This window comes from Roseivirga sp. YIW32 (genome assembly GCF_057219245.1).
Genome location: NZ_JBXVVG010000001.1, coordinates 1,146,906 through 1,167,368 on the forward strand (window position 1 = coordinate 1,146,906; position 20,463 = coordinate 1,167,368).

General features: G+C 43.3%; 21 protein-coding genes. 14 read left to right on the forward strand and 7 right to left on the reverse strand.

Going from position 1 to position 20,463, the window contains the following annotated elements:
- Positions 1–17 precede the first annotated feature (17 nt).
- Positions 18–479 carry a hypothetical protein gene (locus AC2D6U_RS05560; RefSeq protein ID WP_484719957.1) on the reverse strand — a complete coding sequence of 154 codons (462 nt, stop codon included), beginning with the start codon at positions 477–479 and terminating at the stop codon, positions 18–20.
- A 132-nt stretch (positions 480–611) separates the two neighbouring features.
- On the opposite strand from AC2D6U_RS05560, the gene AC2D6U_RS05565 reads away from it, so the two are divergent.
- On the forward strand, positions 612–1,853 hold the full coding sequence (locus AC2D6U_RS05565) for a sterol desaturase family protein (protein WP_484719958.1): 1,242 nt from the start codon (positions 612–614) through the stop codon (positions 1,851–1,853).
- On the forward strand, positions 1,850–2,212 hold the full coding sequence (locus AC2D6U_RS05570; RefSeq protein WP_484719959.1) for a hypothetical protein: 363 nt from the start codon (positions 1,850–1,852) through the stop codon (positions 2,210–2,212). Before AC2D6U_RS05565 ends, AC2D6U_RS05570 begins: the two co-directional genes overlap by 4 nt.
- Positions 2,213–2,465: 253 nt before the next feature.
- Here AC2D6U_RS05570 and AC2D6U_RS05575 read toward each other — a convergent pair whose 3' ends face one another.
- Positions 2,466–3,308 (reverse strand): CvfB family protein, encoded by an 843-nt coding sequence (locus AC2D6U_RS05575; protein WP_484719960.1) that lies wholly within the window; start codon positions 3,306–3,308, stop codon positions 2,466–2,468.
- Between the two features lie 44 nt (positions 3,309–3,352).
- Between AC2D6U_RS05575 and AC2D6U_RS05580 the strand changes: the two genes are divergently transcribed.
- On the forward strand, positions 3,353–4,417 hold the full coding sequence (locus AC2D6U_RS05580; protein ID WP_484719961.1) for an endonuclease/exonuclease/phosphatase family protein: 1,065 nt from the start codon (positions 3,353–3,355) through the stop codon (positions 4,415–4,417).
- Here AC2D6U_RS05580 and AC2D6U_RS05585 read toward each other — a convergent pair.
- Positions 4,385–5,080, reverse strand: a complete 696-nt coding sequence (locus tag AC2D6U_RS05585) for a copper homeostasis protein CutC (RefSeq protein ID WP_484719962.1) — start codon at positions 5,078–5,080, stop codon at positions 4,385–4,387. The two genes, AC2D6U_RS05580 and AC2D6U_RS05585, sit on opposite strands and share 33 nt — an antisense overlap.
- Before the next feature lie 190 nt (positions 5,081–5,270).
- Here AC2D6U_RS05585 and AC2D6U_RS05590 point away from each other — a divergent pair, with 190 nt between their 5' ends.
- Together AC2D6U_RS05590 and AC2D6U_RS05595 are read left to right on the forward strand one after the other, a co-directional pair.
- Positions 5,271–6,161 carry a 3-hydroxyacyl-CoA dehydrogenase family protein gene (locus AC2D6U_RS05590; protein ID WP_484720583.1) on the forward strand — a complete coding sequence of 297 codons (891 nt, stop codon included), beginning with the start codon at positions 5,271–5,273 and terminating at the stop codon, positions 6,159–6,161.
- Between the two features lie 171 nt (positions 6,162–6,332).
- Positions 6,333–6,863, forward strand: a complete 531-nt coding sequence (locus tag AC2D6U_RS05595) for a hypothetical protein (RefSeq protein ID WP_484719963.1) — start codon at positions 6,333–6,335, stop codon at positions 6,861–6,863.
- A 55-nt stretch (positions 6,864–6,918) separates the two neighbouring features.
- Here AC2D6U_RS05595 and AC2D6U_RS05600 read toward each other — a convergent pair whose 3' ends face one another.
- Positions 6,919–7,521 carry a porin family protein gene (locus AC2D6U_RS05600; RefSeq protein WP_484719964.1) on the reverse strand — a complete coding sequence of 201 codons (603 nt, stop codon included), beginning with the start codon at positions 7,519–7,521 and terminating at the stop codon, positions 6,919–6,921.
- Between the two features lie 55 nt (positions 7,522–7,576).
- Between AC2D6U_RS05600 and AC2D6U_RS05605 the strand changes: the two genes are divergently transcribed.
- Together AC2D6U_RS05605 and AC2D6U_RS05610 are read left to right on the forward strand one after the other, a co-directional pair.
- Positions 7,577–7,831: an acyl-CoA-binding protein gene (locus tag AC2D6U_RS05605; RefSeq protein ID WP_484719965.1), complete on the forward strand. Its 255-nt coding sequence runs from the start codon at positions 7,577–7,579 to the stop codon at positions 7,829–7,831.
- A 105-nt stretch (positions 7,832–7,936) separates the two neighbouring features.
- Positions 7,937–8,401 carry a hypothetical protein gene (locus AC2D6U_RS05610; protein ID WP_484719966.1) on the forward strand — a complete coding sequence of 155 codons (465 nt, stop codon included), beginning with the start codon at positions 7,937–7,939 and terminating at the stop codon, positions 8,399–8,401.
- Positions 8,402–8,453: 52 nt separating this feature from the next.
- Here the strand turns inward: AC2D6U_RS05610 and AC2D6U_RS05615 are convergent, their stop codons facing one another.
- Positions 8,454–9,935, reverse strand: coding sequence for a hypothetical protein (locus AC2D6U_RS05615; protein ID WP_484719967.1), 1,482 nt, complete (start codon positions 9,933–9,935; stop codon positions 8,454–8,456).
- 50 nt (positions 9,936–9,985) lie between these two features.
- Here AC2D6U_RS05615 and AC2D6U_RS05620 point away from each other — a divergent pair, with 50 nt between their 5' ends.
- The 6 genes from AC2D6U_RS05620 (at position 9,986) to AC2D6U_RS05645 (ending at position 17,747) form a co-directional block, all read left to right on the forward strand.
- The gene (locus tag AC2D6U_RS05620) at positions 9,986–10,684 is read left to right on the forward strand and encodes a 16S rRNA (uracil(1498)-N(3))-methyltransferase (protein ID WP_484719968.1); all 699 of its coding nucleotides are present in this window, start codon (positions 9,986–9,988) and stop codon (positions 10,682–10,684) included.
- A gap of 14 nt (positions 10,685–10,698) precedes the next feature.
- Entirely contained in the window at positions 10,699–11,934 is a 1,236-nt protein-coding gene (locus AC2D6U_RS05625; protein WP_484719969.1) for a nucleoside recognition domain-containing protein, read from the forward strand.
- Positions 11,935–11,992: 58 nt separating this feature from the next.
- Positions 11,993–12,556, forward strand: a complete 564-nt coding sequence (locus tag AC2D6U_RS05630) for a DUF2911 domain-containing protein (RefSeq protein ID WP_484719970.1) — start codon at positions 11,993–11,995, stop codon at positions 12,554–12,556.
- Positions 12,557–12,696: 140 nt separating this feature from the next.
- Positions 12,697–15,027, forward strand: a complete 2,331-nt coding sequence (locus AC2D6U_RS05635; protein ID WP_484719971.1) for a S9 family peptidase — start codon at positions 12,697–12,699, stop codon at positions 15,025–15,027.
- A gap of 143 nt (positions 15,028–15,170) precedes the next feature.
- Positions 15,171–15,317, forward strand: coding sequence for a PLD nuclease N-terminal domain-containing protein (locus AC2D6U_RS05640; protein WP_484720584.1), 147 nt, complete (start codon positions 15,171–15,173; stop codon positions 15,315–15,317).
- Positions 15,318–15,371: 54 nt separating this feature from the next.
- On the forward strand, positions 15,372–17,747 hold the full coding sequence (locus tag AC2D6U_RS05645) for a penicillin acylase family protein (protein WP_484719972.1): 2,376 nt from the start codon (positions 15,372–15,374) through the stop codon (positions 17,745–17,747).
- Between the two features lie 62 nt (positions 17,748–17,809).
- On the opposite strand, the gene AC2D6U_RS05650 is transcribed toward AC2D6U_RS05645, so the two are convergent.
- Positions 17,810–18,220, reverse strand: coding sequence for a DUF4399 domain-containing protein (locus tag AC2D6U_RS05650; RefSeq protein WP_484719973.1), 411 nt, complete (start codon positions 18,218–18,220; stop codon positions 17,810–17,812).
- Between the two features lie 161 nt (positions 18,221–18,381).
- Here AC2D6U_RS05650 and AC2D6U_RS05655 point away from each other — a divergent pair, with 161 nt between their 5' ends.
- The gene (locus tag AC2D6U_RS05655; protein WP_484719974.1) at positions 18,382–18,978 is read left to right on the forward strand and encodes a TlpA family protein disulfide reductase; all 597 of its coding nucleotides are present in this window, start codon (positions 18,382–18,384) and stop codon (positions 18,976–18,978) included.
- Here the strand turns inward: AC2D6U_RS05655 and AC2D6U_RS05660 are convergent.
- Complete coding sequence (locus tag AC2D6U_RS05660; protein ID WP_484719975.1) at positions 18,975–20,390, reverse strand: alanine/glycine:cation symporter family protein; 1,416 nt, start codon at positions 20,388–20,390, stop codon at positions 18,975–18,977. The genes AC2D6U_RS05655 and AC2D6U_RS05660 overlap by 4 nt on opposite strands.
- Between the last annotated feature and the right edge of the window lie 73 nt (positions 20,391–20,463).

A 20,463-nucleotide genomic window follows, 5' to 3' on the forward strand; every position in this document is an offset into this window, starting at 1 on the left:
ATTAGTATTGAGGTGCTCTATTTTTTTGTTAAAAGTACCGCTAAATAAACGAACCACGCCAACAAGAGCATCGGCCCAAGGTAGACATAGAAATTGAGTGTAAAAGCGTCTCGGCTTTCAGAGAGGTTCATCAACCCAACAAAGAACATCATGAGCGAAAGCGCCAAGTTCACCAAGCCACCAAACCCTTTGAACCAAACCAAAAGGTCCTGCTTGAGGCTGTAATTTCGTAGTCCTTTTCCTTCTTCTGACGTCTTGATCTTTTTCAAGCTTTTGAGAAACCAGGTAATGCTCAGGTTAACAAATAAGAAAATGACTATCGCAGAAAAGAAATAAACATTGCGATCGATCATTGGGGCCTCACCTTCAAGTCCCAGACCATAATCCACCTGACCTACCATGTAGGCATACGACCATAACAATGCTGCCAGAAAGAACAAATAACTTACACTGCGAAAGAATCCTATAAACTTCTCCATATGCTCAATTCTTGGGGCGAAGATACAAATTGCCTCCTGTATCACTTTATGTTTTGAAATTTTTAGAACCCTTTATGAATTCGTTTGTTCCTTTTTTCTTCACCGTTTAACTTGTGCAAGAATAATTGACTTGTGAATCTGAACCCAACTGTAATTGCTATCCCCGTCTATTTTTTGCTGATCGGCATTGAATTGATCGTGCATGCGATTAAAAAGAAAAAGTCGTATCGGCTGAATGATGCCGTTACCAACATCAACTGTGGTGTTACATCACAAGTAACTGGTGCTTTTCTCAAAGTACTCACCATCGGGCTATACACACTGATCTTCGAGCAATACCGCTTCATGACAGTAGAAAACAGTGTAGCTACCTGGATCATTGCCTTTTTTGCCTACGACTTCTGCTACTATTGGGCACATCGCATGAGCCATGAGGTCAATCTCTTCTGGGGTGGACACAGCGTTCATCACCAAAGTGAAGAATACAACCTATCCGTGGCGTTGAGACAAAGTTCTACACAGACCATCTGGACGTTCTTCTTCTACATTCCAATGGCACTCTTTGGTTTTGACCCACTCGTTTTGGTCTCAGTATCAGGTTTTAATCTTTTGTATCAGTTTTGGATCCACACTGAATCCATAGATCGTTTACCAAAATGGTTTGAATGGTTCTTCAATACCCCGTCTCATCATCGAGTGCATCATGCCAGGAACCCAAAATACATCGATAAAAACCATGCAGGCACTTTCATCATCTGGGATAAAATGTTTGGCACCTTTAAGGAAGAAGAGGAAAAACCAACGTATGGCATCACCAAAAATCTGAATAGCTGGAATCCAGTATGGGCAAACATGGCGCATTATGCCGACATGGCCAGAGAGATCTCGACCATACCCAAGTGGAAAGACAGGTTCACTTATTTATTTCAAAAACCCGGATGGCTACCTGAATATTTGGGAGGATATCGTGCTCCTTTTGATGTAGACCCGAATCAATACACCAAGTACAATGCACATGGCAGTCGTCTCTTGAATGGCTACATCATTTTTCAATACTTGATCTTGTTGGTGGGAACTGCCTTCTTCTTGTTCAACATCTCTTTTTTCGACGAGCATCTGACCGATAAAGTCCGTGTTGCTGCCCTGATCATTTATTCTACCGTCTGTTTTGGAGCGCTTTTTGAACAGCGTGCTTGGGCTATGCTGGGTGAAGCCTTACGGCAGATTGCACTCGTAGGACTTACCCTATACCTGACCATTGGCTTTAATGAACTTTCAGTTGTTGTTATATCGGGCAGTATTTCTTATATCCTTTTCTCGATTTTATGGTTATACAGGTCAACAGAAAAAAGGGTGACTCCTTCAACAACATGAGAAATCTAACGTATTTGGTTTTCATTATTCTCTTTCTCTCCGGATGTTTGAAAAAAGTGGATGTAGGCTCTTTCGACACTGAAGTCTGGAAAAAAGACCCCAAAGGTTGCCTCGTCCAGCGCCCATCGCTGATCGAAGAGCTGAACAAGAATAAAAAAGGCTTGCTCGGACTATATCAAAAAGATGTGCTGAAAGTGCTCGGGCCACCAGAAGAGCAAGAGCTATACAAGAGAAGCCAAACCTATTACATTTACTACATAGATGCGGCGGACAATTGTGACATGCCTGTTGAAAACCCTCGAAAATTATACATTCGATTTACCTCTCTTGGCATCGCCAATGAAGTGACGATCAGGTGATTGGCTGGGCCAAAATCCATTAAATAAGTCATTAACCCTTACTTTTAGAACAATGTTCGTTCAAAATTCAATTAACTAGAATAAAATTTCCTTATTCCGAAATTTGACCTAAATTAAAGTATCGATTCAGATCTAGCGAAACGTTAGCTTCCTTGACATTGCAATCGATTTACATCGATGCAGTCAATGATCATAATGTTAGCTTAGGTTAGTTTTAGTTTTATAGGTAGTTTAGGTGAAGGTTGGCTATTCCTCAGGCCGACCTTCCGCTTTTTAGGGCTATTTGGAAATCGTTGATCTCAATCTCTCCTGCCTTATAGAGTCCTCCCAGTATTTTCTTGAAATTCTTCTTACTCATATTGAAGTGTTCCTTGATTTCCTCAGGACTGCTCTTATCGCCAATAGGCAATACACCACCTGCGTCTTTGATCGCATTCAAGACAAGGTCCGTAGAATCAATAACTGCTTGATAGCCCATTTTATTGAGCGTTATATCAATTTTACCATCCGGTCTTACCTGTTTGATATAGCCCTTTCGCGTATCACCGGCAAAAAGCGGTTCATACACCTCATTGGCATAAAGCAAGCCTAAATATTCCTGATCGATAATGGCTTTGAATCCCAACTCTGTCGGATGCCAAATGAGTAAATCTACTTCATCTCCTGGTGCGTAAGGTGGCTCCTCCTGCGAAAGAAATGCCCCGAGTTTGGTCGAACCAATGATGCGCTCTGTCATGTGATCCATCACAAGCTTTACCGCATAGCGTCTACCCACTTGCATGGGCTTACTTTGTTCTTTATTGGGGACCAGTACATCTTTTTCTAATCCAATACTGACAAACGCCCCAAAATCCGTCGTATGTGTGACTTCAACCCCCACAATATCGCCCAATTCTCCTACCGGCATCTTCGTTACAGCAACGGGTCTGTTCAAATGATCTTTGTAAACGAAAACCTCTAATTCATCCCCGATCTGAGTGCCTTCTGGAATGTATTTCTGCGGCAAAAGTACTTCTTCTTCTCCCTGATGGAGGTAAAGTCCAAAATCGACTTCCCGTTTCACCCTTAAAAGTTGTCTCTTACCGATCGCTATCATTTTCTTGAAATCTTAGTATTTTGATGCAAAGAACACACAAAAAAATGGCACGCACAGCATTTGCGCTCATTATTCTGAAACGTTTAGTATTCAGTGTAGCGCTTGTTTTTATTACAAGTCACGTCCGAGGACAGTCTTCACCCTTTCTGGCGAGTGCGGGGTATATCGATCAAGCAAGGGGCAAGCAAGCGCTTCGCATGGTCAGTTACAACGTGGAGAATCTCTTTGACTACTACGACGACAGCGTGACACAGGACGATGAATTTCTCCCCCATAAAGGCCGCTATTGGAACAAAACCAAGTACCAAAAGAAAACCCATCAGATCGCCCAAGTGATCATGGCCATTGGTGGATGGGAAGCACCGGCTGTGGTTGGCCTTTGTGAAATTGAAAATCGCTATGTCCTTCAAACGCTGACACGATTTACAGTACTCAAATCTGTTGGTTATGAGATCATTCATAAGGATTCACCGGATGCGAGAGGGATTGATGTCGCCCTACTCTATCGACCGGAGAAATTCCAATTGATCGACTATCAATTCATTGGAGTTGAACATCCGCAAGACACCACGTTTAGCACACGGGAAATACTCTATGCGAAAGGCATTGTATCCAATGGAGACACCTTGCATGTATTTATGAATCATTGGCCGTCAAAATATGGGGGTGAATTCGAAACCGCCGAAAAAAGACAAATTGCTGCTCAACAACTCAAGCTGAAAATGGATTCACTTGGTCAGATTCATGAAAAAGCCAAGATCATTGCAATGGGTGACTTTAATGATACACCAAGGTCCGAAAGTATGCTTTTCCTTACCAAAGATGGTGATTACGTGAATTTACTTGAAGAAGCTATGTATCAATATGGTACGCACAGCTTTGCGAACGAATGGACGATGATTGACCAATTCGTGGTGTCCAAAACTTTGCTAAACCGCACGGAACCTACCTTCATCAACGAGGCTTCGGTCAAGATCTTCAATGCTGACTTCCTTCTGACAGAAGGCGCCTTGGGTAATAATCGGCCTTTCAGAACCTATCAGGGACCAGCGTACTTAGGTGGCTTTAGTGATCACCTACCAATTGTCCTTGACCTCATCCTCAAATAACGCAATGGTCCTTTTCATTAGACGAATCTGTTCCAGGTCTGGGCATGACTGATCCTCTTTAAGACAAGAACTGTGGACCTCCTGAATACCAAGACGTAGAAAATCAGTAACTGTTTCCGGTCGGATTCCACCACCAGGCATGATGAGCATTTCATCTCCTGCTTCTTCGATCAATTCGCTCAGTAATTCTACATGATCCATCGCCTTTCCAATACCTCCTGAAGTAAGGACCCGTTGCACACCCAATTCCTTCAATGCGTCGAGTGCTTCAAAAGGATTCGTGACTGCGTCAAAGGCTCGATGGAAGGTTACATCCATATAATTGGCCGCCTCCATCAGCTCAGCCACCATGCGTTCGTTTACAGTTCTTTCACTCGTTAACGCACCAATCACAACACCATCGATCCGTTCCTGAGCACAAAACATGATATCTTCCTTCATTTGCTCAAGCTCTAGGAGATTGTAATTAAAGTCACCAGAGCGTGGCCTTATGAGCACATAAATTGGAATATTGACCAACTCTCTGGCCAGTTTGATCATGCCATAACTTGGCGTTAAGCCACCAACAGACAACTCGGTACACAGCTCTATCCTATCCGCGCCGGCATTCTGCGCATTTATGGCACTTTCCATATTTCCAGCACATACTTCTAGCTTTACCATGTTATCCTGTGGTCAATTGTTTACCCTTAAAGAAAAAGAACCTTTACGTCTTTCGAGAAACTGATATCGAAAAACCATGTCTCTCATGTAAAATTCAAGTATTTGAGCTGAAATATGTAGAATTGGACGCAAACAATTTCAAGCTAATTATCTTTGTTGAGAACGTAGAACTATAAACTGAAGAGAAATGATAAAGCAAGTTGCCGTGATCGGATCAGGTACCATGGGTAATGGTATTGCACATGTTTTCGCCCAAAGTGGATTTAAAGTGAATTTGGTAGACATCTCCCAAGATACTCTCGACCGCGCGATGAAAACAATCGAAAAGAACTTAGACAGGATGTTGGTGAAAGAAAAGATCAATGAAGCCACCAAAAGCTCAACGCTCAGCAACATTACGACTTTCACAGATATGAAGACGGGTGTTTCTTCCGTCGACCTGGTCGTCGAAGCAGCAACCGAAAACATTGACATTAAGTTGAAGATCTTTGCCGACCTGGACACATTTACGAAACCCACGTGTATTCTTTCTTCAAACACCTCCTCTATCCCAATCACAAAGATCGGTGCTGCTACGAAAAGAGCCAATCAAGTCATTGGCATGCATTTCATGAACCCAGTACCCGTGATGAAGCTAGTTGAGGTAATCCGAGGTTATGCCACCTCCGATGATGTAACCAACTTGATCATGGAAACTTCTAAGCAATTGGGAAAAGTGCCTGTCGAAGTGAATGATTATCCTGGCTTTATTTCCAATCGCATCTTAATGCCAATGATCAACGAAGCCATCATCTCACTCTTTGAGGGAGTTGCAGGAGTTGAAGAGATCGACACCGTCATGAAATTGGGAATGGCACATCCTATGGGACCATTGCAGCTTGCCGATTTTATTGGGCTCGATGTCTGTCTCTCCATCATGAATGTGCTTTATGATGGCTTTGGTAATCCAAAATATGCCCCTTGTCCTTTACTCGTCAATATGGTGACCGCAGGTTATCTGGGTGTTAAATCGGGCGAAGGGTTCTATAGTTGGTCGCATGGCTCCAAAGAACTTGTGGTTTCTGACCAGTTTAAAAAGTAATCGTTAATAACCTAGCATTTCATTGGAAAGCCACCCTAGCGGTGGCTTTTTTCATGATTTTAAGACTTCATATCGGTTTAGCCTCTTTTTGAGTGACAAAAGTTACATCACGGCGAATTTCTTCAGCTTAATCTTGTTCCATCAATTTGACCTGAAGTGTTATTGTCGACTATGAAAACTGTTGTCCTTATTCTGACTTTTTTTATCAGTGCGCAGCTGATTGGACAAGATCATCATCAAGAAACAAGCGGGAAATCACTTGACGGACTGCATTTCACTTTGGTGATCTCGCACACCTTCCTGCCCGAAAGTACGGTTGATGGAAAATCAACTGTCGCCATTCCTTCCATCGGGTTTGATATTGAATACTTCCTTAACAAACGAGTGGGAATAGGCCTGCATAATGACCTTGAACTACTTGTCTATGAAGTAAAAGAGAACAAAAGTACTTACCTCAAAAGAGAGTTTCCCATCTTATTAACTGCTGATCTGCTCTACAGTGTTACACCTGAATTAATTCTTTTTGCAGGACCCGGCATAGAGTTGGAAACGGAACGCAACATTCCGGTGGTGAGAATGGGCCTTGAATACATGGCACATATAGGTAAAACGCTCACATTCTCCCCTATTCTTTCTTATGACCATCGCATCGACGCTTTCGATTCTTTCTCTATTGGCATCGGCATAGGTTTTGGATTATAGCTTATAGTGACGGCAAACGCTATTCCCGAATTAAATTAAGCCCGACAGCTATGACTCATTGCCGCTGTCTGGGAATAAATTCCGTTCCAATTAGGTTACTTAAACTCTCACCTGTTTTGCTCAAACCAAATTCGTACCTCAGGTCCAATGAGATAGGATCAAAAACACGCCCTAGACCGAAGTGCCATAGCATATTGAGGCTATTGTATTCTTCAGTGACTTTTTCTACCTGATTGAGAAAGGCTCTTTGGCCAGAGATCAAAAAGCTAAAGCTCGGCCCAGTATTGATTCTCAGTTGACCAAAGCGCATGCCAATATCTATCGGCAATTCCAAGGTATTGAATTCAAAACTGGCCACAGGATCAAAGCCCGAAACCTGACCAAAATCTTTAAAAACCAATTGCGTCTTGATTGTTGAAAATAAGAGTTGAGGCTCTACATAAATGTTGTCGACATTGATACGAAAAAAGCCACCAAATTGATAGCCTATCTCAGCTTCCATATCAGATGTGGCGACCAAATCACTCGTTATGGTCATGCGTGCACTGACCACTTTTGCAGTTAATCCACCCTGAAACCATGTGTCATAGTCTTGACCGATTAAGGAAAATGGCACAAGCATCAGTAAAATCAGGGTGTTTTTAAGTTTTCTTAACATGTAATTCTACTGAAATGGATTAGATTCGCACACATCAATCTTTAAAAGTAAACCGATGACATTAGAAGAACAATTTAAAAAAGCTTCTGCAGATGTAAATGGTCTTTCGGAAAGACCTAGCAATGAAGACCTTTTGACACTTTATGCGCTGTATAAGCAGGCAACAGAAGGCGACAACACAACTGAAAGGCCGGGTGGTTTTGACTTTAAAGCAGCGGCGAAATATAATGCCTGGGAAAAGCTAAAAGGGACATCAAAAGATCAGGCAATGGAACAGTATATCGCACTGGTCGACCGTTTAGCGAATTAATGCATCTTTCCAATGCAACTTTCGTTCAGTTTAGGGGTCTATGTTTTGAACTCTTTTTCGTAGGTTTTTAGCATATTGCAATAGGTTAACTCAAAATACAACAGCATGGGATTATTTAGTTTCGGTAAAAAGAAAAAGAAACCGGTCAAAGCGTGTGACCTTGAAGGTTCACGATTAGAATTTGGAGAAGGCTATTTGCTCACTTCAGCTCAGATCATTAAGTCTAAACGTTTTTGGGACAATAAGATGATTGAACCGGAAACGCTCGCCTACTCCAAGGCGCATTTTGAGAAAAAGGACGAGATGGGTACGAAAATGCGTACCATGATCTTTCAAAAGTACGCTACGAAAGAACAGCCTTGGCTGATCGGTGATGGTCAAGTCAATCAGTTTGAAGTCAATAAGGAAGAAGCCAGAGAACACGCCAGGCTATGGTGGGAATCTGATTTTACCTTTGCGCCACCACAATTGGGAGCTGCAGAACAAGTATTAGATGCCGCTGAGTATGCCCAATGGAAGGAATATGCCATTATGAAAGCCGGAGAAGAGCAATTGAGAAAGTTGGGCTGATCATCCTGATTGAAAGAGAACTTCTAAGCCACACCTGAGCGTGTGGTTTTTTTTATGGTGTAATTCTACACAACTGCACCTGGCCCTCTGCTTGACAATTCAGAGACCAGCCCGATCGACTAATGAAGGACTTCAGCTTTTCAATGTGTTCAACGTCTTGATACCTGTTATTCAGAAAAGCAGGATTGATCAAAAGATAATCTCCCACCTTTGCTTGAGACAAGTCTGCCTCAAACCACCAGGCATAGCTTAGGTTCGATCGCTTAAAGTCATAAAAGTATGGATAACCGTAACTTATCAATCCGTCTGTAAAAACCGTATGCCGTTCCGTTGGGTTCAGGGCCACCAGTTGTTCTTGGAAGATCAATTCGAGTGAGTCAAAATGACGGTCATTTGCTTTCGACAGTTTGAAAAGTGGTATGGCAAAAAGGAGGGTGAATAAAAATAGTGGCCATTTTTTATTGACTAGTCCTTGGAACAAAGTGGTTTGTTGCCACCAGTAAAGTCCTGCCAGGATGAACAAGGGAATAAGCAAGGTAATGTGTCGAGTGTCTACTGGCATTGGACTATAGTATTTCCAATTCGTACTCATGAACCACCAGGATGTCAAAATTAGCAATGCCGAAACGGCCCACAGTTTTGAGGGATCATCTAAGCGCCAGTCTCTTTTTTTAATGGTTAGCATAGCGGGTAAAGCCAACAAAAAAGGAATGAAAAAACCACCCCGTAAAAATCCCAAAAATGGAAGGTAGGTCAATCTTTTTAGGGTGTCTTGCCACGGTTTATCGAAGAATGTCTTTACTGTAGCTTCATGGTTACTGGATATGTTGTTAAGTCTAAAAAATGCATCTCCAGTTGTTTCATAATAATGCAACAAATTCAGTACTAGGAAGAAGAATAAACAGCTAATGGTTATGGTCCAATAAGAACCATTTCTTCTCCTTCGTAATCTATCATTAAAGAAGAGATACAGAAAAAGTGGAATCAGCAGAAAGACGGTTGTCTTGATCAAAAATGCTGCAAACAACGACAAGGCAGTCAAAAGGGCTAAAAAACGATGGTCCCCTTCTTTCCTGTTCATGAGGTCGTAACTCATGAGTGCTAAGAGCGTGCAAAAGGCAACAGGTAACTCCGGAAAAAGGTGGGTAGCAAAATGTAGAAAGTGATAATCGCAGATCAAAAACAGCCCCCCTAGAACACCGACTAAAAGCGCCGCACGTTTACCATACCACATCAGCAGATTAAGTGAAAACAAGGCCGTTAGCAAAGGAACGATCGTAATGGTGAGTGCATTGATCCCTGTCCACCGTATGATCCAAGCAACAGGGTAAATCAGGCCAACGCGACTCGTAAAGTGGTTTCTAGTGACCTCGAATAGGTCGTAGTTCACCTGATTAGCGAAATTGAGGTAGGTGAAATCATCCCAAAACGCGAGACCATCGTTCGAAAAGTACCAAAACCCGATAAACAACAAATTGAACAGCAACTGTATCCAATTGTAATAAGGGTAAATAGTCTTTTCTAGTTGGTTCATTTCAACGAAGATAGCTTTTTAGCAGAATCAATTCTTATTTTAGCGAAGAGATGGCATTGTTTTATCAAGAAGACTTTCATAAGGAATCCACAGCGCTGGATGCATCTGAATCTCAGCACCTCGCCAAGGTATTACGAATCAAAAATGGCGAGATGATCGAAGTCACCGATGGAAAAGGGAGTCTGTATCGTTGTGAAGTAATCTCTGTGAGTCCAAAGCTGACAACCGTCAAAGTAGTTGAGCAGGATTTTTTCGAAAAATCAGCTACCCTTAAGCATTTGGCTATCGCCCCTACTAAGAACCTCGACCGCATCGAGTGGTTTGTGGAGAAATCGGTGGAGTTCGGAGTGGATGAATTGAGCTTTCTACTTTGCCAGAACTCAGAACGGCGCGTTTTAAAAACGGATCGCTTGAAGAAAAAGGCGATCAGTGCCATGAAACAGTCGGGCAACCTGCATTTACCAAAAATCAATGAGCTCACAAAGTTCGCGACATTTTTGACGGAACAAGAAGCCGAGAACCAATGCATCGCCTACGTTGATTTTCAGAACACTACCTTTTTCAAAGATGTGCTTGTTTCCCATCAATCCCATTTGATCCTCATTGGACCTGAGGGTGATTTTTCAGAAGAGGAAGTAAAACAAGCAGAGCAAAGTGGGTATAAGAAAGTTTCCTTAGGAAGTACTAGATTACGAACAGAAACGGCGGGCATCGCGGCTGTTCATCTCATGAATATATTTTGCGATTAGAACATCATGATTAAATGGCATTAAACTACATCTGGATCGGTTTCTTCATCATTGCCTTTGTCGTGGCACTGGTCAAACTTGTTTTCTTTGGAGACACAGGGGTGTTCCCGGCCATCATGGAAAGCACTTTTGCCATGGCCAAAACAGGCTTTGAGATCTCCTTGGGTCTAACGGGTGCACTCACCTTGTGGATGGGCATTATGCGCGTTGGTGAAAAGGGAGGCGTTGTTGCCCTTATTGCGAAAGGCATCTCCCCACTCTTCACCAAGATCTTCCCTGATATTCCAAAGAATCACCCCGTTTTTGGTCCGATGTTGATGAATTTCTCAATGAATTTTTTAGGCCTCGACAATGCCGCCACTCCTCTTGGGCTGAAAACCATGGAAGGGCTACAGGAGTTGAACCCGGAAAAAAAGACGGCCTCCAATGCGCAGATCATGTTTTTGGTGCTGAATACCTCTGGTCTGACGCTGATTCCCGTTTCCATTATGGCCTACAGGGCTACTGAAGGGGCGGCTAACCCGGCAGATATCTTTATCCCGATTTTGCTGGCTACCTATTTTTCAACACTTGCAGGGCTTATCACAGTAGCGCTTTTTCAAAAGATCAACTTGCTGAACAAAGTGGTCTTGGCTTATTTGGGTAGTCTTACCTTACTCATTTTGACGGCACTTTGGTATTTCCAGACCATTTCACAAGAACAGGTTGAGGTCATTTCAAATGTTGCATCCGCCATGATCCTGCTGACCATTATCATGGGGTTTATATTGCTCGCCGTTAAGAATAAAGTCAACGTCTACGATGCCATGATAGAAGGTGGTAAAGATGGCTTTAATGTCGCCATCAAGATCATCCCATACCTTGTCGCCATCTTGGTGGCCATCGGTGTTTTTAGAGCATCCGGCGCCCTAGACTACATCAACGACCTCTTCCGTCTGCTATTTGGAGCGCTCGGCTTTAATACCTCGTTCGTCGATGCCTTACCTGTTGCTTGGATGAAACCCCTAAGTGGTTCCGGTGCAAGGGCCGCTATGCTAGAAACCTATACCACCTTTGGAGTTGACTCCTTCCCTGCCCGTGTTGCTTCCGTTCTTCAGGGATCAACAGAAACCACATTTTACGTGCTTGCCGTCTATTTTGGCTCCGTCAAGATCAAAAACATACGCTATGCCGCGACTGCAGGTTTGATCGCAGATGGCGTTGGCATCATTGCGGCCATTATCATTTCTTATATTTTTTTCTATCAGTAAACTGAACCAAACCCAGCGTGTAGCGGTTTGACTTGGTGGTTTAACCATTAACAAAACCATGAAAAGAACATTATTCACATTGGCGCTTACTTTTTTCGCCATCCTTGCGCAAGCACAAAGCTTTCCCGGATTAGATGCTAGTCCTTTAGATGCCGCTTACTTCCCAGATCAGCAACCTCTAGACGAGTTAATGGGCAGACCGGTAAGGGACTTAAAAATCAAATTATACTACAGCAGACCTCAGTTGAAGGGTAGAAAAATGTTGGGAGAAAAGGCCGCACCTTATGGCCAAGTATGGCGTCTTGGCGCTAATGAGGCACCTGAAATCACCTTTTACCAAAGCGTGAACTTCGGAGGTGTCGACATTGCCGCTGGTACGTATGCCTTATTTGCTGTTCCTGGAGAAAAGGAATGGGAGTTTATTTTGAGCTCTAAACTGAACACTTGGGGAAACTACACCACCAAAGAAAATCAGTTCGTAGCCAGAGTTAAGACCAGCGTAATAAGTTCTCCGGATGAGCCCATTGAAGCACTTTCAATCATGTTCAAAGAAGTTGAAGGCGGTGCTCACCTAATGGTAGGATGGGAAAACACCGTTGTAGAATTACCGATAAAGATGTAATTCACACCACAGAAAGACAAAAGCCACTTTTCCAAGTGGCTTTTTTTGTTTCCGCCCATCCCTGCATTTAGCTGATTATCAAATCAAATTGTTTTGTGCCTTGCTGTCGATTATTTTCAACTCGCCAAACAAATCTAATTATGAAGAAAATCCTATGCTTAGCACTCGGCATGATGCTTCTTTTTCCTGCCTTAGGACAAGAGCACAAAGCCAACTTTAAAGCTGCTGAAAAATTCAAATCGAGCAACATTCGAAAAATGCTCAAAAGCACGAGAGTCAATCCGATCTGGTTTAAGGACTCTGACAAATTCTGGTACAGCTATACCACTACAGAAGGCAAAAAATTCTATGTGGTCGATCCGGCAAAGAAGACCAAACAGCCGCTCTTCGACAACAAGGACTTTGCGGCACAATTGAGTGAATTAACGGCTAAACCCTGGAATCACAACGACTTAGATCTTAAGGATTTAGAACTTGAAGACGACAACAAAACACTAACGTTCACAGTCGACGATTTTGACTTCCATTTCGACCTGCAAACCAAAAGAATCACCAAAGGTGACTCGACTGAGAAAGAGGATGAAAGAACCAATTGGGCGTACTACTCTCCTGACAGTACCTACATCGCCTTCGCTAAAAACCACAATTTGTATTTGATGCGCAGCGATGATGCTGACTCCACTGAAATACAGCTGACCACGGATGGCGAAGCCTATTTCAGCTTTGCTGCAGGCCGTGATGCTCAGACTGAGAATGATACAACCAAAAGGTATCGTCCGGTAGCGCGATGGTTCAAAGATGGCACGAAACTTTATTCCAATCGAAGTGATTCAAGAAAGGTAAGCGAACTATGGGTTATCGATGAGCTTGCTAACCCAAGACCTGAACTCGAGTCCTACAAATACGCCATGCCAGGCGACCAAGAGGTGCCTCAAGAACACCTTAGCATTTTTCATGTCGAAACACAAGAGCGACTAGATATCGCAATCGATAAATACACCGACCAAACGATCAGCACCTATTTACCGGGAGAAACATCTGACAAGCTGTTTTTTACCAGAATGAACAGGACAAGCGACACACTCGATGTTGCTGTGATCAATACATCAAATGGTGAAGTAAAAACACTTTTCACAGATGTCAACCACCCCTACTTCAACTGGGAATGGCAAGGCTTATGGATCCTGAACGAGGGTGAAGAATTGGTCTATTGGTCTGAAAAGAGCGGTTGGGGACAATTGTATCTGTATGACGGCCAAACAGGCGCACTCAAAAATAAAATCACCAACGGAGGCTACTTCGTTACGGGTAGTGTCCAACGTATCGATACGGCGGCGAGAAAAGTATTCTTCGAAGGTTATGGAAGAGAAGAAGGACAAGATCCCTACCATGCCAAGATCTACCGAGCGAATCTCGATGGATCTGATTTCCGCATGGTCGCTGGTGAAGAGGGCAATCACACCACACGCTTTTCAGAATCCTCAAAGTATTTCGTCGATAATTACTCTGCATCCAATGTAGTACCTAGGTCGGTGGTTAAGGATGCCAATGGCGTCGTACTCATTGATCTCGAAACGGCAGACATTTCCTTATTGGAACATGCCGGATGGCAAATGCCAGAGAAATTCACCGTGAAAGCGGACGACGGCATCACTGATCTGCATGGTATCATGTTCAAACCCTTTGATTTTGATTCCACCAGGAAGTATCCCATCATCTCGTATGTTTATCCCGGACCTCAAGTAGAATCCTTTGGCGGTAGTAAAGAATTCACGATTACTGGTGGGTACAACACAGCACTGGCTCAACTTGGCTTTATTGTGGTAAGCATGGGTCATAGAGGCGGTTCTCCAAAGCGATCTAAATACTATCATACCTATGGCTATGAAAATTTGAGAGACTATGCTCTCGCGGATGACAAGCGCGCCTTGGAGCAATTGGCCGAACGCCACGACTTCATCGACCTTGATAACATCGGCATCTTCGGTCATTCCGGTGGTGGATTCATGTCCTCAGCTGCCCTATTGAGCTATCCTGATTTCTACAAAGCGGCCGCTTCCTCGGCTGGTAACCACGACAACAACGTGTATAACAAATGGTGGAGTGAAACCCACAACGGGGTCAAGCGTGTTGAGAAAAAGAAGAAGGATGACGATGGAAATGAGACGACTGAGATCTCTTGGGATGCTCGTATCAAAACCAATGCTTCGTTGGCCAAGAATTTAAAGGGGCATTTGTTGTTGACTCATGGTACGCGAGACAACAACGTTCACCCGGCAAACTCCATGCGATTGGCAGATGAGCTAATGAAAGCTGGTAAACGATTTGATTACATGCCAATTCCAGGTTCAAGACATGGTTATGGCAGTAAGCGCGATTATTATGAACAAATGATGTGGTATTTCTTCTCTGAGCATTTGCTGGGGGATTATCGCAATAATGTTGATATCGATCTACCGGATAACAACTAGATCAGTTTTTGAAATCAATAGAAAAGGTGTACTTTAAAGTGCACCTTTTTTGTAACACACATATGAACTATTTTCTCGCTTCAGACATACCTGGAGGCCCTGAACTTCTCATACTTCTATTCATTTTTGGTCTTCCCTTTCTCATGCTCATTATTGCATTGGTCGACATTCTTAGAAGTGAGTTTGAAGAGCCTAACAATAAAATCGTATGGTTATTAGTAGCCATTCTATTACCCTTCATTGGAAGCCTGCTCTATTTTTTAATTGGCCGCGGACAAAAAGCTCGATAGACTTAGCTTCGATTCTCTGATGTTTTATTAGTTTGAGGGGCTAATACAAACCCTATGAAGATCCTTAAAAGAGTACTCGTCGCTCTGTTCGTGCTTTGCACTTTCCTTTTTCTAATTGCCTATTTCTATACGCAATCCATTGTTCCTCAGTATGAAGGAGATCTGCAGCTTGATGGACTAAAAGACAAGGTCGAAGTGTATTTTGATGATTACGGTATTCCTCATGTCTATGCAACCAATGATGAAGACCTGTACTTAGCTTTCGGGTATTTGCATGCACAAGAGCGTCTTTGGCAAATGGACCTTTTGAGAAGAATAGCCCCAGGTCGTCTTTCTGAATTTTTTGGTCCTGAAATGCTCGAAATTGACAAATTCTTCAGAACACTTTCCATCGATCAGTACTCGGAAAAAATGGCGCAACAGCTGCAGAGACAAAAGGGATCACCGGTCCTTCAATTGAGTGAGCAATACCTTAAAGGAGTCAATTTATTTGTTGAACAGGGCTACACTCCAATTGAATACACCTTAGCTGGACTTGAAAAAAGTCCTTTTGACTTAAAGGATATCTACAATGTGATCGGTTACATGTCTTTCAGTTTCGCACATGCCCATAAGCTTGACCCTTGGGCAACTACCATGATGGATAAACTGGGACCTGAGTACCTGGCAGATTTAAGTCTATCTGTCGATCCTAAGACCACATTGATTCGCAATTATCCCAACGCCGATGCCTATATGGCCTTAAGCACTCATACCCAGAACCTACTTGAACAGCTCCCGGTACCAAAATGGCTGGGTAGTAACAGTTGGGTCATTTCTCCTGAGCGATCTGCCACTGGTGAAGTACTCTTTGCTAACGACCCCCACATTGATTATGCGGCTCCTTCTGTCTGGTACGAAGCACACCTCAACAGTCCTACCCTAGAAGTCTATGGATATTTTGTTGCCGGACTGCCCTTTGGTTTACTTGTGCATAATCAAGAAATGGCCATGGGCCTCACCATGTTTGAAAACGACGACATCGATTTCTTTCAGGAACAAATAGACCCAAATGACCCGAATGCCTATCTATTCAACAAGCAATCAAAGCCTATTACCCGCAGAGAAGAGCTGATCAAAGTCAAAGATGCCGAAACGGTCACCATAACAGTGAGAAGTACGCACCATGGCCCAATTGTGAATGATGTGGTCGATGGCCTCGAGAGTGCACCACCGACTAGTATGTGGTGGGCCTTAACTGCGTTTGACAATTCCATGCTCGATGTGGCCTTCGAATTCAACAGGGCAAAAGGAATGGACGATGTGCGCAATGCTGCCGCTAAGATTCATGCCGCCGGCTTAAACGTCATGTATGGTGACAAGGCAGGCAACGTGGCTTGGTGGGCGTCTGCGAAATTGCCGAAGCGTCCTGCTCAAGTAAATTCCAAATTGATCTTGGATGGCTCAGGTCCTGATGAATACGAAGGATTCCTAGACTTCAGTCAAAACCCACAAGCGGAGAATCCACCTTGGGGCTACGTCTACAGTGCGAATAATCAGCCTGACTCGATCGATAGCGGACTTTATCCGGGTTACTACTTGCCTGAAGACAGAGGGCGCAGAATAGTCGATTTAATTGAAAACAAAGACAAAATCGATTTGAGGTACATGGAACAAATGCTAACAGATGATATTAATCCTGTCAGCATCGAACTAAAATCCATTTTGGTCAATCAATCAGAGCCTACAACAGAATTTGAGCGGAATCTTTTGACGACTCTAGAGCAATGGGATGGTTCACATGGATTAGAAGCTAATGCCCCTGTGATTTACAATGCGTTCATCTATCAAGTGATGAAAATGACCCTGGCAGATGAAATGGGCGTCGACAATTTTGAAGCGTTTACCAACACCAATGCTTACAAGAGAAGTATGGCCCAATTACTTGAAAATGAATCCTCTATTTGGTGGGACAATATCAACACAGAGAAAGAAGAAACACGATCGGAGACGATCAATCGTGCCTTGAAACAAACAGCAGAACTGATCAACGGTACCTTTGGAGAAGACATCGAATTGATCGAATGGGGAAATCAACACTTATTGGAGCATGATCATCCTTTTGGTCAAATAGAACTTCTGCGGCCCTATTTTAATGTCGGCCCTTTGAAAGCACCGAGCGGTTCTGAAGTACTGAATAACATTGGATTCCCTTTGGATGGAGACCTCACCTACCATGCGACTTTTGGACCTTCTACCAGAAGGATCATCGACTTTTCGGATCAAAGTAACAGCCGCAGCATTTTGCCTACCGGGAATTCAGGCAACATCTTTAGCCCCCATTACAAGGATCAGGCAGAAATGTACGTCAAAGGAGCATTCAGACCGATGCACTTAGATCAGCAAATGATCCATAGTTTTAAGCGAAAACTCGTGCTCAGGTCGAAGTAGCGCTTTAAAAGAAAAGGCTCCTTTTGGAGCCTTTTCTTGTTTATCGCTTATATTCTAATGCGTTATTGAACATTCACAGTAATGGTCTTGCTCCACGCCTCTCCATAAGATTGGTGCAAGCCATTGGCAAATTGTAGAGTAATGGTATGTTCTCCCGGAGTTGTGATATTCTCCTCTGTCAATGTCACTTCCGTTTGACCCTTTCCATAGTGAATTACCGTGTTACTGGCCCCTACGGTCTCACCTGTTTTCAACCAAGAACCATCAATAATGATGTGATGATGTCCTTTGTCCTTATTCATTTCACCTGCCGGCTCAACTTCCATTCCGACGACACCCATTTGCACCGTTAATGGAAGACTTACCGTTTGGCCATCTTCTAGGTTTTCAAAATATACACCCTCGGCAGGACCGCAGGCATTGAGTGTGACTAAAAATGTGAGTACTACGACTAGTTGTAAGAATTTCTTCATGTTTTGTTAAAAGTTTAGCCCAAGTTAAAGGGCTAACAAGAAAACACCATGAGTAGTTTTGCAAATGGTCGGATTTCACCAAAGAAGGTACTGAATGCAACACAAGTCACAGAGAAGGGAAACGAAATGAACTTATTTCCAGTAAATTTGGTCCATTAACCATGAAGGAAAGATTTAAAGTCAAAAAAAGAGACCTCATTGAGTTCAGCATTGTGGTGGTCATCTTCGCCGTGATCTTTTTGACCAATTCTCAAGCTGAGGTATTTGGCAGAGTGCAGGGTGTTGTGCTAAAAACAGGCCTTCTCAATGCAGGAAGTTTAGAAGAAAACGAATACCTCAACGCAGTTTATAACTTCAAACTTCGCAATGAAAATGACCAAATCATCGACGTTGAAACCTTAAGGGGTAAAACCATTTTTATCAATATTTGGGCAACTTGGTGCCCTCCATGCGTAGCTGAAATGCCCAGCATTGATGCGCTCTATCAAGATTTTAAAGAAAATGATGAAATTGTTTTCTTAATGATTTCAGAGGATAGAGACTTTTCAAAGGCTAAAGAGTGGATGGCAAACAAGGGACTTGACCTACCGATCTTTCAATTGGCAAGTCCTTTACCTGACTTGTATGAAACGGGTTTTGTTCCTTCCACCTTTGTCATCTCACCAAAGGAAAAAGTAGTGGTCCGAAAAACAGGCATGGCCAACTATGACACCAAGCGCTTTCGCAAACTACTCAAGCGATTGGACGCTCAACGCTAATTGAACTCTCCCTTTTTGTACCTGGCGAAATAATCTTTAGAGGCTGCCAATGCTTTTGGCGCTAGTAGAATCGCTGAGACCATGGTAGGAATGGCCATTAAGGCAAAGCTGCTATCGATCAAGTTGACCACAAAGCCCAAAGAGGTCACAGAGCCCAAAATGATCGTCCCGATATAAATGTAATTGTAGATCCCTCCTCTTTTCACACCCAGCATGAATGACATGCTCTTCACTCCGTAATAGGAATACGAAAGCAGTGAACTAACGGCAAACACCAAAATACATAGACCAAGTAAATATCCTCCAACTCCAGGAATGGCTGCGTTAAATGCTTCCAAGGTTAAGGTCACTCCTAGCAATCCAGTGTCTTCGGCACCAAGGTATGCCTCGTGAACACCGGTACCCAAAATAACCAATGCCGTTAAGGTACAGACCACTAAGGTGTCGATGGCCGGTCCGAGCATGGCAACCAAGCCCTCTCTGACAGGTTCATCCGTTCTAGAATCTCCATGCACCAATGGTGCAGTACCGATACCAGCTTCATTTGAAAAAGCTGCTCGTTTTGCTCCCACAATGATGACAGCACCCAAGCCTCCTCCTAAAACAGCACTACCGGTAAAGGCTTCTTCCAATATCGAAGCAAAAATGGCCGGAACTTCAGTAACGTTCTGAAGGAGAATATAGACAACCAATAAGAAATAGAGCACAACCATTGATGGCACCATGCGTGAAGCCACCTTGGCGATCTTTTGAATCCCGCCGAAAATAACCGTAGATACAAGTACCGTCAAGATCAAACCAATGAGCGCAGAAGCGTAGGAAATATTGGTACCCAACAGCATAAAGGAATTGGTTGGGTCATAGCCAAGGCTCGGACCAAGTACCACGTTCAGCGCAGCGGTCAATTGGTTTGCCTGAAAAATAGGCAGCGCTCCGATCAGGGCGAAAATACAGAAGAATACAGCGAGTGGTCGCCATTTTTGGCCTAAACCTTCCGTGATGACATACATAGGTCCGCCTCGCACTTCACCATCTTCTTCACGCTTTCGGTACATCACGGCTAAGGTACAGGTATAAAACTTCGTGGCGATACCAAAAAAAGCCGAGACCCACATCCAAAAGATAGCCCCTGGGCCTCCCATCGTAATGGCTACGGCTACACCAGAAATATTCCCCATACCGACTGTTGCCGCAAGTGCCGTAGAAAGGGCTTCGTAATGACTGATCTGACCTTCTTTATCATGTTCATCGTACTTGCCCATCAACACGCGAATCGCGTGTCTGAAGTAAAGAAATGGCATAAAACGGCTATAAACTATGAAAAAGAGCCCTCCGCCCATCACTAAGATGAGTAAAGGAAAACCCCAGATCCAACCGGCAAAATCACCTACTGCGTCGTATAGAAAATTCAATTTGCTGTTCGTTAAGAAAGGTCAATAATACAGCAAAGGGGTTTAGGCATCAAATGGTATCGCCATTTTCTGA